Origin of the sequence: Vibrio sp. L5-1 (assembly GCF_021728315.1) — a bacterium.
Lineage (GTDB): Bacteria > Pseudomonadota > Gammaproteobacteria > Enterobacterales > Vibrionaceae > Vibrio > Vibrio splendidus_K.
Genome location: NZ_JAKKCQ010000019.1, coordinates 1 through 12791, shown reverse-complemented (window position 1 = coordinate 12791; position 12791 = coordinate 1). Strand labels below are relative to the sequence as shown.

Below are 12791 nucleotides of genomic sequence, written 5' to 3'. Positions count from 1 at the left end.
CAGTCATCTTTTGAAGATTTTCGATTCTTGAATCGGCTAACATTGTTGCGCCAGCATCAATAAGAACTTGTGCGATGATAGGGTGGCCGAGGAAGGCTTTTGTTACAGGCGTAACGGATATATTTTTCAGTGAGAGCTGAGAAATCAGGAACTGAGCGTTATGATGAACTTTCCCACAATCGATGTCTAACCTAGGGTAGTTCACTCTTTTTCGGCCAGTTTACTTGCTATTATAGGGAAGGCTGACGTTACAATGTGCAGTAGATGTTCAACAGGCTGTGACAAGACATCAGTAACCGGTAGACCAAATTCGGTAGTGTAAGTGTCTATCGCACAACGTGTTTCATCCAACGACATATCTTCATGATTCAGTGTTAGTCCAATAACATTGGTATTAGAAAACGTTTCGATAAGATTGATTTCTGAGGCAATCGAAGGCATTGGGCAATCAGAAAAATCACTACGATATAAACGTTTAGGGGCATGTTGCAGTATCACACCCGTTGGACAACTGCCACGTAAGATAAAAGCGCTGGTTGAAAACGCAGGGTGACTCAAGGCTCCTTGCCCTTCAATAATAATCAGATCCGGATTTTCTTTTTCATAGGCCTGTACAATGACAGATTCCAACTCACCGGCACAAAATTGTGAAGGGACAGCATCGAGTGCAACGCAGTATTGTGCGCCTTGCATAATGCCTGTTTGACCAGTGGCAATCAGAACGGCGTTAAGGCCTTTTTTAGTCAGTTCATTCGCCAATATTGTTGCTGTTGTTCGTTTTCCTAGCGCGCAATCCGTCCCCATTACAGCAATTCTCGGACATTTAACGTTGTGTATTTTCCCGCTAAACGTTTTCAGATCGCCTTTACTTTTGGGTTTGCGAGTATCGAATATTCGAACGTTATTCTTTAAGCTAGCTTCTAAAAATAGAGGATCATCAGTTAGGAATTCATGTAAGCCATTTACGATGTTCATTCCTAGTGACATGGCATTTAAAATGATGCTTTTATCTAAGTCAGATAAAAAACCACTTGATGGCGCAATGCCAAAAATGAAGTAATCGGGAATGCTTTCCGCGTGAATGATAGCTTCTTCAGCATTGGCAAGGATCGGTACTCCATTGGCTTTGTTATCAAGAACTTCACCAGCATCTAAGCCAGCAGACTCACTATCAATAACCGATAGAATACGATAGCTTAACGAATGCCTCACTAACCCATTAGCGGTTTTACCATCAATTTTACCAAAATGACCTTCGCAATATATAATCGCTGAAGGGATGACAGGTTTTACTTTCTGGGCAAGTGGTAACCAAGGTGCGAAATGGGGCACGTCGTTGTTAGTTTCTACATTTTCAATTCTAGTAAGTTTGAAGATGTTTCTTAACTTTTGGGTTGAAATAGACATAATTAAAGCCTGCGGTGAGGCTTAGGAGGGCAACTAAGGAGTGCCGAGATGCGAGTTCGGAAAAGAAAAGAAGTCCCTACTAAGCGGTAGGGATAGAGACCAAGGTAACACACTCACCAGACTTTTGTTGATTATTATTCATACGCTTTCTAAGTCTATCACTTTCAGGCTTCACCCATACTAACGTGACTGATTAGAGATCTAAGACTCATTGTTCAACGTCGCCGTATCAACCTCTCAGCTTTAAAGTTTCAAGATATTTTTTCTAATATCAGTTAAGTGAATTAGAGTTTTGAGTATAACGTTTTTTTGTCTAACTCTGAGTCAGTATGTCGTCGCGACTCATGGCGAGTGCCAATGATGTATTTTGTAACTGGAAGCAGTTAGCTTTGTCGACAAAAGCTGATAACAAAGAGAGCCAAAGCTGACTAAATTGATTAACCAATAACTTTCAATTTTTTTGGTTATAGTATGTGTAATATAAATCCCAATAATACTTGAGTTATTTTAAATGAAACAAGAAGTACATAGGTTTGAGCTATCAATAAATAGCACTATCTCTGAAGTCTATGGTCACTTTACTAAGGCAAATAGTGACCAAAGCCTCGATAGAATGTTTGAAGGTCTTCAAAAAAAACTCAGGAAAATTACCTGCTCAGTGAGAGAGAGGGAGTGTACTCTCATTAATGTGTACATTGCATACGGCAGAAGACAAGAGGACTTTGATGGTAAAGGGAAGACTTGTAAATCTTTTCCTACAAGGAGAATCGAAAGTATAATGAACACCCACTCTAACCTTTCGCCAGAAGACCTGCTAGGTGAGGCTTTACGATCTTTAGCTCATTGATCTGGAACTTTAACGCTTTCTAAATTAGCGCATGATAGCGGCGTTGTTGATCAAATCAGCTTGAAGGTCAACGACGCCATATGTGACTCACCGTTAGCTTCGAACAGGCATGCCTAGTCCTATGACTTTGTTTATAGCTTTGACATTCGCCATGATTTCACCCACTTGAGCGTTGTAACACCTCAAGCTCAATTTACCGCTGGTTAGTCCTTTATATCGAGACATTGCGGTCTCAGATATTGAGCGATAGTGATAACCAGACTCGGATTTCCACTCCGCTATTGTTCCGTTTTTCAAAGCCTCTACAGCTTCATTTCTGGGATGCCCATCTTCCCAAAACGCTGCATTCTTTCGAGGTGGTATCAACGGAGTACAACCTTTATTTTTCAGAGTATTGTGGCAACTTTTTGTGTCATATGCTCCATCGGCAGATACAGCATCGATCTTTCTACGTAAAGGGTTGAGTAACGTTGGCAGCACTTCGCTATCACCAACATTTACCAGGCTGACCTCGGCACTAATGGCTTCATGGGTATCTACATCAACGGCTAAGTGCAGCTTGCGCCATGTTCTACGTTTTTCGGCACCGTGCTTCTTCACCTTCCACTCTCCCTCGCCAAAGACTTTGAGACCAGTCGAGTCAATGGCTATATGACGAATAGCCCCTTTAGATTTATTACGGTATATCACCTGGACTGTCTTCGAGCGTTTACTGATACAGGTGTAGTCTGGGGACGTCAGTGGAACATCCAATAACTCAAAGATAGAGTCGATAAAACCTTGAAGAGCACGCAATGGTAATGAGAATACTCCTTTAATCATCAAGGCAGTTTCAATCGCTGTATCAGAGTACTGAAAGCCTCTACCACGCTTACCATGATGGGTTTTGCATCGCCATGCATCTACGGCTGTATCATCTATCCAGAACGTAACCGAGCCCCGTTTGCACAAAGCCTTATTGTACTCCGCCCAGTTAGTTATCTTCTTTTTCGCCTTACCCATGTTGTCACCGCTCTAACCATCATAAAGGATCAGATCGCAGGACTCGAAAAAGGTTCAATTGATTTAGGCAACAACGCCGCGTATAAGTAAAGGCAAACAACGAAGCCATGGATCTGAATAATGCGTTGGCATACACCTAATCAACTTGAAGATGCAAGCTTGAGCACCTGAAAATTATTATTAATTCGAGATGTTAATCCGAGTTGGATGCTATTGAAGCTCTGTTATAAATCCTTGACCGTTGATCTCCAAGATATCTATACCTTCGAACTTCAAGAAGACCCAACGTGCCGTCGGTTTCGACGTTGGCTTGTTCTTTACCATGCTCGGGAAGAACTCCTCGGTTTGTGTTAATTGCTCTCTGATTTTGTGCTCTAAGCTGGGGTAGCCAAGCAGGCTCAACGTCATTATCATTAGCAATGCTTCAATACGCTGTGGCTTTTTCTAGCTAGGTAAACGGTCCTGCCTCTATGAATTATTGATACCCTGTTGGTTTTTCATTTTTCTTTGGGCGGCCAGGACTAGAGAAAGTAGGGACTTTTATGGTCGCGGTCTGTTCAAATCCCAGTAAGTGGCATTGTTTCTTGAACTCTTTGAGCGCCAACTTTACATTAGCATCGCAAGCGAATAGCTTTTTGCTTATTTTATATAACATATTGATTTATTTTGCTAAATTTCTCTTTAAGTTATTTTAAATGTGATCTCTTCTTGCTTCGGATCTTGCTCATTGTGACTAGCAACCAGCGCTGAATAACCTTGCCGTAGTCAGAGTCTATCCAGCACCCTGAGTAGACATTTCCTATAGCGCTTAATTGCTTTGCGAGTTTGATGATCATCGGGACGCGGGTAATGAACTTTTGCTTTTGTTCATCTAACGAGGAGATGCTTTCTTCTGTGTACAAGGCGGCATCAGCGATAAAGTAACGGCTATTTTGCACGTCTTTTAGACAATGAATGTGCTTGCTAGTGACCTCAGCGAATGCCTTGGCATCATTGGTGTTACCACTGAGCGCTTGCATATAAACAGGAAGACCGGCTTGGTTTTTACAAATGAGCTCAAGCCGATGGCCTCGGCTATAACCTTTCACGAGCCTAATAGCCTTGGTATCTTCCTCTTGAGCATACTCGCCATCAACGTGAAAGCTAGTGATATCAAGATGAACAGAATCAGTAGTCAAACCTAGCTTATCAACAACGCGTTCAGCAATAGCCTGAGAGAGCGCTGAGACATTGGCTTCGTATAGGGCATTAGTACATCATCGGTAAGATGATGTGCTTTAACATCCTTGGCGAGTAATCTAGACACGGGCGTGGTCAGCGTTGAAAAGTCGGAGAACATGTGAAGTGTTCTGCTGTGATCTCCGAGTCCATCATTCGTGGCAGGCCGATTTCATGGAAAAATGCTGCAATGAGACCAAGATGAGCCAAGCGTTTCATAACAGGCTGAGTAGGCATATTTTGAGACTGTCAAATAACAGTAATAGATCAAAACTACCGAGCGCGGTCAAGATGGTGTCGTTTTTTTACTGATAAATGAACGCTGGAGAACACTATTTAAATTATTAAATTGGGGGCGGAATGACGGATACAATATCGCCTCTCTAAAGTCATATTTTACTGTTATTTCGTTTTACGAATGGCCCTGAATTCCTAAAAGGTGTTGTGACTTTTTAGTAGTGTGATCCATTTTTCACCCCAACCCCTTTTAATATGGGCGACTTTACCTAATAATATAAAGCCTTAGAGAAAGCACAAATTATGCAAGCGGTTAACGAAGTGGCCCTGTTTCCCCTCAATCCAATCCCACACCACGCATAGTGCAATGCTGGATATCTTAGAAAAAATTGGTGTTCGGGTGCATTTTGAGCACTTAGCGAATAATCTATTGGATGATGAAGCAATATTGAGAAATCAACCAGAAGGCGCTGCGACGAAAATCCTTGCAAAAGAAATGACTAGGTTGCAGTTGTGGAGGTGAAATCTAGTCAAGTAAATTTAGAAGAAGATAGCGTTAGCTTAGGTGTAAAATACTACTTTAACTAAATGAAAGACCCACCCATTAACGGTGGGTCCAACTCGCCTAGACATAATGTCTCCACGAAAGATAGTCAACAAATTCCGGACATTGACTTAAGCCGATTTTCGATATTTACTGACGATAGCTCTCATTTGCTTGATGAGGCTGGCCGGTGCCGATTATATATTTCAGCTATGATCTAAGAGTGGGGTTACTCTATTGAGTAATTCTGTGCCGCACCAAGATGTGTCCTTCTAAAGCCCCCATCCTGCTCGACACAAATCAAGCATGGTAAAGTCACCTAACGCTTAGAGAACAAGGTTTACAAAGCCTATTGACCAGTCCCATGCAAATCAGGTTTTTCGAAAATAAGCATTAACATGATGAATATCAATCTGTAAAAAATAACCGATCAGAAATTTCATTAGGGAGAATATGGACAGAGCCATACTTCGCTCTTTCTCCAGAGCGAGGGGGAGACGTAAAGAATTCACTCCCTCCTCCATATTCAACTGCACTTATTAAAGGGGCACCTGTATCTATAAGAGCTATTCTTTTTTCCTCCTTATTAACTAAAACCCGAAAGTCATTATAGAGAAACTCAAATTTTGGGTTATTTTTTAAAAATTCAATAGCAGGAATATCAGGACCTAATTTTACCAATACACGATAATTCCCAAAATCCTCCTGATTCCCTAAAAATATACCAGCAAACGCGTGGGTGGCTTTTGTATAGTAGTTACCTTGAGTATCTTTCAGAAGAAAGTTGAATCCTCCTCCAATCACTTCGCTAAAAATTATATCTTCGGTGCTTTTAAGAGGACGAGGTCGGGTGTAATAATCAAGGCTATCTACATAAGATGGAAACACAGGAGAGACCCCATCTGGATAGTCGCTGACTATCCAATTATAACGTCTATCGGTATATTGATAGAGTTTTCCGTCAACCCCAAGATATTGAATAATAGTCAGAGCGTTGGTCGCGCTCTCTGTGCTCATAGAAAAGAAATCTTTTGCCTTTGGAGTTAACTCTAAAAGGAAAGGATCATTGCCGAAATGAGAGGTTAGGTGATCTGCTCCTCCTAGGACGTAATAATTTCCAGAGCTTCCCAATGCTAGGATTCTCGTGCCAAAAGTTGGTGTGAATAAGTTGATGATATAATCATTGGCTGGGACTTTTAACTTTATAAATTGTCCATTAACAGCCGCTGACGAGGTCGCATTAACATGATTTTCTTGAATATCCGTGGCATGGTGTGAGCCTGTAATCCTAAACACTTCCCCATCATTAGTTAAAGCGTACCCAAAAGTAAATGCGTATCCACCACCTTGATGAAGAGTTGTCATCTTAATATTTTCTGCAATTTTAACAGGTAAAGCCACTTTGCTTTTCCAATCCATGGGATCAGACCTTTTACCACCTAGACCAAACGAAGAGGACCCTATGCCCCAAAGCTCATTTGTTTTGGTCAACAGACCAACAGGACCAGAGTGAATGGTTGAGGCGAACTGGCGGATATTCTTTGGCCAACAACCTAGATCCGGATTTGAAATAATTTCATTTCTAGGCGGTGGCGTATGGAATCGCTCTTCCAATATTTCATCATTGAAATTGCAGTTTCTATTTATTACTAGGATCCCTTTTGTTGCAGTTGTTGGATAAACTGTATCTGTAGGCGCATCATAAAGCAAAACATTATCTACGCCTAAATAATGTTCTTTCTCGCCGCCAAAAACAATCATCCCCCCATCTTTAGTTGCCGCTGTAATAGTAGTATGTCTTTTTATAGGAATATTGACCAATCCAGACGTTCTCCACACCGGATAATAAAGCCCCTGAGCCGTAGCAAATATAACCCCCGGATCCGATCCTGCCGTTTGTCTAAAACCTAAATTTAACCCTGCTATTTCATCATAACTAGGGAAGGATTCTAGGTAAGGGTTATCATCTATCCTTTTTTTTGTTACCAAATTACCATTGCTGTCTTTCCAAAGCTCCCCTGTCGTTGTATTGAAGAATACTTCATTGTCTTCTGGTAAACCTAAATGATTAATTTGTGTAACGGAATATCCACCATTTTCACCAATAATAGCGTGGCCGTCTTTATTTCTTAGGAGAGTTAAAGGCTTAGAACTCCCAATATTGGTAAAGGGTTGTAACGAGCTAGGGTTAACGAGTTGGTTCGCTTGATTCAAGAAAAATTGGGGTCGTTCAGTCTCTCCAGTTGAGAGAACAGAAACGGGTTTATCCTTTACCTTCCCATCAGCATCTAGCACTAAAGCAACAGCGTTCCCATTAATATCAGATAGATGTGGTACCTTCTGGTAACCCCCCCCGAACTCATTGATTAACTTCTCACCGTTTTCAAGTGTAATATACTCCTTTGTGGGCTCCTCAGCTTTTGCTGGCTCGTCAATTTTAGCGAGCTCTTCAGTTATTGCCTTGTCTCCACAAGCGCTCAGCATTAGGCTCAAGACGATTACGGTTAGTAATTGCGGATACCTATGTATATTCATTTTTTCAACCTGTGATTTATTAAAATAATGATAATTCTTCACGGCTGATTGAGATATAAATAGTAATTTATTTTAAATTATTAACCATATCGACGCAAAAACTCACCGGTAAATGATGTATCTAGTTCCTTATCTTGCAGGATAGATAATTAAACTCATCACATTAAAGTACTTACCATGAAATAAGTGCCCAAACGAATGGAGTCGATTTAGCTAAAAAATTCCTTCTTGCTTGTACTATACAAATAAGAAGGTGCGTTTATGCAGGGGAAGTCTTCTGAGCAACAACAGATTCAATCAATGAGGTGATTACGTGAGTCGAGCATAAACAAAAAAACAACAGCTAAAAATCAACGGATAGCTTTGCTCTCAAAATTTAACGTGAAAATGCTTCCGCTATTGTGCTCAAGATAAGAGGCCATAAGGTATTGGTAAAAGCCTCTATGGCTAATAGGTCACCGGAGGCTAGTCATTCATGCCGTTTTCAAATTCGCGACAGGCTGAATTAAGCGCTTGCTGTTTTTGTTTTTTAAACACTTTACAAAATAATCTTCGTATAAAGCTTCGACGTGGTCTCTCTTGTAGAAAAATGGTGACCAAGTAATTCGGATATGTTGAGCATAAACTATTATATGCATTATGGCACTGGGCAATAAGACGTTACCCTATAAAACCTAATTCTTAAGTAGTCTTTAAATATTTCATCAATATAAAAGCCTGTAAATATCTGAAGTGCAATACCATTATTTGACACTTAATACTAAGGGTATTTTGATAAGATAAGGTCTAAAAAGCCAGAGCACGACAACTCTTCGAATGCCTCCCCAATCTTTCCCCGTTGACGATTTTGTTCCTAAGTAAAGCGATAAGTAGATGCATTCTCACTCAAAAATATTAATAACTATTTGCTATATATAATTAAGTTTTCTTTGATAATTAGAATTAAAAAATTTCATTATTCCCTTGAAATCAATTTTATTCATCCTTATTTTATTGACTGGAAGGGCATTACTTAGCCCTATTCCTCATTATTATGTCTTTTATTTTTAACAATTATAGGAGGCTAAACCTCATGAATATTCGTCCTTTAAATGACCGTCTTATCGTTGAAAGGCTTGAAGCAGAAAGCCTCTCTGAAGGCGGAATTTTACTTGCGTCTCAAGCAGTCCAAAAATCCAACCGAGGAAAAGTTGTTGCAGTTGGTTTAGGTCAACGATTGGATAATGGTGAGCGTGCGGCTTTGGATGTCAAAGTCGACGATATTGTCATTTTTAATGAAGGTTATGGTGTAAAAACAGAAAAAATTGATGGGTCAGAGTATCTTATCCTTTCTGAATTAGATGTATTAGCAGTCGTTGAGTAATTGATTTTTAAGTTATTTTTGAGGAGATAAATCATGACCGCAAAAGAAGTTATATTTGCTGATGAATCGCGTCAAAAGATGCTCAATGGGGTAAACCTATTGGCTGACGCAGTTAAAGTTACTCTTGGCCCTAAAGGACGAAATGTTGTTCTCGATAAGTCATTTGGAGCCCCCGTCATCACGAAAGATGGTGTATCTGTGGCAAAAGAAATTGAACTTGAGGATAAGTTTGAGAACATGGGGGCTCAAATGCTGAAGCAAGTTGCCTCGAAAGCTAATGAGGAAGCGGGAGATGGAACTACAACCGCGACAGTACTGGCGCAATCTTTAATCAATGAGGGATTAAAGGCCGTAGCATCGGGGATGAATCCAATGGACTTGAAGCGAGGGATTGATAAAGCGACCGAAGCTGCTGTGAATAAGCTCCGTGAGGTATCTCAACCATGCAGTGACAAAGAATCAATTACTCAAGTCGGAAGTATTTCAGCAAACAGCGACAGGTTGATTGGGAACATTATTGCAGAAGCTATGGAGAAAGTAGGTCGCAACGGAGTCATTACCGTTGAAGAAGGTCAGGGTTTAGATAATGAGTTAGCGGTTGTGGACGGTATGCAGTTTGAGCGTGGGTATCTTTCTCCGTACTTCATGAACAATCACGAGAGCGGAGCAGTAGAACTAGATAATCCTTATATTCTAATGGTTGATAAAAAGGTAAGCAACATTCGTGAGTTACTTCCTATTCTTGAAGAAGTCGCCAAGCAAACTCGATCTTTATTGATTCTGGCTGAAGATATTGAGGGTGAAGCTTTGGCAACACTGGTAGTGAACAATATGCGTGGTATTGTGCGCACTGCCGCTGTAAAAGCTCCTGGATTCGGTGACAACCGCAAAGCAATGATGGAAGATATAGCAGTACTGACAAGTGGCACTCTGATTTGTGAAGACTTAGGTCATGAGCTTGAAAAGATCACGCTAGAGCAATTAGGGAGCGCGAAGAAAGTAACGATAACAAAAGATACAACCACGATTGTTGGTGGGGTGGCGAACGAACAAATTATCAAAGACCGTGTTAAATCGATAGAAAATCAAATCGAACTTGCCACTTCTAAGTATGATAAAGAAAAGCTTCAACAGCGAATAGCTAAACTCGCAGGTGGTGTGGCTGTGATTAAAATTGGCGCAGCGACTGAAGTGGAGATGAAGGAGAAGAAAGATCGTGTCGATGATGCATTGCATGCTACTCGAGCTGCGGTTGAAGAAGGTATCGTTGCCGGAGGTGGTGTAGCGCTCGCTAAGATAGGGAAAGGGCTGGTTGACCTTACTGGTGACAATGATGACCAAAATGTTGGTATTCGTGTTGCGCTTAGAGCGATGGAAGAGCCACTTCGACAAATTGTCACCAACGCGGGTGACGAAGCTTCTGTCGTCGCGAACAATGTTAGGAGCAGTGGTGTGAATGACGGTTTCAATGCAGCTACAGGAGAGTACGGTGATATGTTTGATATGGGTATTATTGATCCAACAAAAGTTACGCGCTCTGCGCTTCAGTATGCTGCGTCTGTTGCTGGGCTAATGATAACCACTGAGGCTATGATTTCCGAGCAAATGACAGATAAGCAGTCAATGGAGCATATTTAGTAAAAAATCTAAGCGGGCAAGGAAGTCCGCTTAATTATCAGGTGTAGATAATATAAACTCAAAGATTTTTTATTATTAAATAATATTTAACGCATATTATTATAAGAAAATTTTATAAATTCAAACTTGAACACGGATTTTAAATAATATAAATTCAATGTAAAATTTGTATATATAGAAAATTTTATATCTATTGTTTTTATTTTTATTGCTTCTCATGGAGGATATACTATGAACTCAATCGACCTAACTCCACTATATCGAAATAGTGTAGGATTTGACCGCCTGGCATCACTTCTAGACCATGCGTTAACTAGTGAAACATCTGTTGGCGGTTACCCCCCATACAACATAGAAGTTCTTAGCGAGAATCGTTACGCCATTACATTGGCTATAGCGGGCTTTGTGCAAGAGGAACTTGATATTCAAGTCGAGAAAGGTGTACTGACTGTGCGCGGTAATAAGAACTCTGAACCGGAAAGAAAATATCTCTATCAGAGTATCGCCAACCGTACATTTGAGCGTAAATTTAACTTAGCAGATTATGTTGAAGTTACCGACGCTGACCTCTCTCATGGTTTATTAACTATTACTCTGGTTAAAGAAATACCTGAAGAAATGAAGCCTAAATCTATTGCCATTAATCAAGGTGGTAATGTTCTAGAGCATAAATCCGAAGGTTATAATGATGGTAAAGTCAATAAAAAATAAATAATTAGAGGGTGTATAGTACACCTTCTAATTATTAACTATGAAGGTCAATAATATTATGAGGATTTTTTATGAATATCGAAAAATTAACCCCCTGGAATTGGTTTAAACATGAAGATGATTCTAAAAATCAAATTCCGGTATCTAAAAATGAAGCGTTTTCTGAAGTTATTTCCGGCGAGAATACTATAGCTTCCTCACAGAAAAGTGCTTTAGGTTCGCTGATCCAGCTACAAAATCAAATGGACAGATTGTTTGAAGAAGCATGGCAGCGGTTTGGGATACAAGGTTTTTCACATGGGGCTCCCATAGGCTCATTACTTGAAAATAATCTATTCGGTCCCCAAGCGCTCTATTCAAATCGAGCAAAATTAGATATTTCCAGCAGTGAGAATGGATATGAAATTTCAGTCGAACTTCCCGGGCTTTCAGACGATGAAATTCAGGTTGAGTTGAGTGCGAATACACTGATTGTGAAAGGGCAAATGCAGGAGGAAAAAGAGTCTAAAGATAAGCAGTACTACCGCATGGAACGCAGCATGGGGACATTTCAAAGAACGTTATCTCTGCCTGAGGATATTGATAAAGACAATATCTCTGCAAGCATGAAAAACGGGCTTTTAGTCATTCAGATTCCAAGAAAAGCCACGAAAAACGACAACGTTAAACGTATATCTATTTCGTCCTGACTAGAGCTGGAGGCAGTTAAATCTGCCTCCTTCGTTAGTGTTTGATTTGGGACTGTTGTAAAAACAACGATACGTTTTAGGATGGCTGTTTTCTCATCTTCAGTTTAGCCGTAAATGGTATCAATATTGAATATCGCCTTTATGAAGGCAGAGCTAGCCCACACTTGTTCCCTTTCCGTTACGGCGTAATTAAACCCCTTATTAAGCTTCATTTTCGCTTCGAATGAATGGATAGCGGTGAAGTTTCTTACGTATCGCTGGACTATATCGATACCGACAACTTTAATAGACATACTTGTTACTCCTGTTCTCACTGGTTGTACTATTAGTTTGGTACAACGACGCTAGAAGGGAGGTGCGTCCATCACATCAAAGCCTCTTTTTTTTAAACACAGGCTCAATAGAAAGCAAGAGATCTCAAATATTTGTTTAATTGATTGATACTGTTGATTTTTCTTGTTCTTTTTTCCAACGAAACTATCGAATCATCGATCATTTCAATATACTTTTCCATTTTGGCTTGTGTCTTCTTCTTGCTTGGTGCTGAGAATTGTCTCCAGACTTGAGACTTAAATCCTTGTTGATTAAATATGTCACGGT

The 12791-nt window shown here is 40.2% G+C and carries 8 protein-coding genes and 3 pseudogenes; 4 read left to right on the top strand and 7 right to left on the bottom strand.

Annotation, left to right across the window (positions count from 1 at the left end; translation table 11 throughout):
* From L3V35_RS25115 to L3V35_RS25095, 5 genes and pseudogenes are all read right to left on the bottom strand, one after another.
* Positions 1-205, bottom strand: a pseudogene (locus tag L3V35_RS25115) (alanine/ornithine racemase family PLP-dependent enzyme); the annotation flags it as partial.
* Positions 202-1407, bottom strand: a complete 1206-nt coding sequence (locus L3V35_RS25110; protein ID WP_237300831.1) for a DUF1611 domain-containing protein — start codon at positions 1405-1407, stop codon at positions 202-204. The pseudogene L3V35_RS25115 and the gene L3V35_RS25110, both read right to left, overlap by 4 nt.
* A 940-nt stretch (positions 1408-2347) precedes the next feature.
* Positions 2348-3256: an IS5 family transposase gene (locus L3V35_RS25105; RefSeq protein ID WP_237300830.1), complete on the bottom strand. Its 909-nt coding sequence runs from the start codon at positions 3254-3256 to the stop codon at positions 2348-2350.
* A 210-nt stretch (positions 3257-3466) separates the two neighbouring features.
* Positions 3467-4711, bottom strand: a pseudogene (locus L3V35_RS25100) (IS1634 family transposase).
* A 952-nt stretch (positions 4712-5663) separates the two neighbouring features.
* Complete coding sequence (locus tag L3V35_RS25095; protein ID WP_237300829.1) at positions 5664-7790, bottom strand: hypothetical protein; 2127 nt, start codon at positions 7788-7790, stop codon at positions 5664-5666.
* Positions 7791-8862: 1072 nt separating this feature from the next.
* Here L3V35_RS25095 and L3V35_RS25090 point away from each other — a divergent pair.
* The 4 genes from L3V35_RS25090 to L3V35_RS25075 all read left to right on the top strand — a co-directional run bounded on the left by L3V35_RS25090 (position 8863) and on the right by L3V35_RS25075 (position 12191).
* Positions 8863-9153, top strand: coding sequence for a co-chaperone GroES (locus L3V35_RS25090; protein ID WP_237300828.1), 291 nt, complete (start codon positions 8863-8865; stop codon positions 9151-9153).
* A gap of 33 nt (positions 9154-9186) precedes the next feature.
* Positions 9187-10791: a chaperonin GroEL gene (gene groL, locus L3V35_RS25085; RefSeq protein ID WP_237300827.1), complete on the top strand. Its 1605-nt coding sequence runs from the start codon at positions 9187-9189 to the stop codon at positions 10789-10791.
* A gap of 231 nt (positions 10792-11022) precedes the next feature.
* Positions 11023-11502: an Hsp20 family protein gene (locus tag L3V35_RS25080; RefSeq protein ID WP_237300826.1), complete on the top strand. Its 480-nt coding sequence runs from the start codon at positions 11023-11025 to the stop codon at positions 11500-11502.
* Between the two features lie 71 nt (positions 11503-11573).
* Positions 11574-12191 carry an Hsp20/alpha crystallin family protein gene (locus L3V35_RS25075; protein ID WP_237300825.1) on the top strand — a complete coding sequence of 206 codons (618 nt, stop codon included), beginning with the start codon at positions 11574-11576 and terminating at the stop codon, positions 12189-12191.
* Positions 12192-12295: 104 nt separating this feature from the next.
* Here L3V35_RS25075 and L3V35_RS25070 read toward each other — a convergent pair whose 3' ends face one another.
* Together L3V35_RS25070 and L3V35_RS25065 are read right to left on the bottom strand one after the other, a co-directional pair.
* Positions 12296-12484: a hypothetical protein gene (locus L3V35_RS25070; RefSeq protein WP_237300824.1), complete on the bottom strand. Its 189-nt coding sequence runs from the start codon at positions 12482-12484 to the stop codon at positions 12296-12298.
* Between the two features lie 104 nt (positions 12485-12588).
* Positions 12589-12791: pseudogene (locus L3V35_RS25065) on the bottom strand (hypothetical protein); the annotation flags it as partial.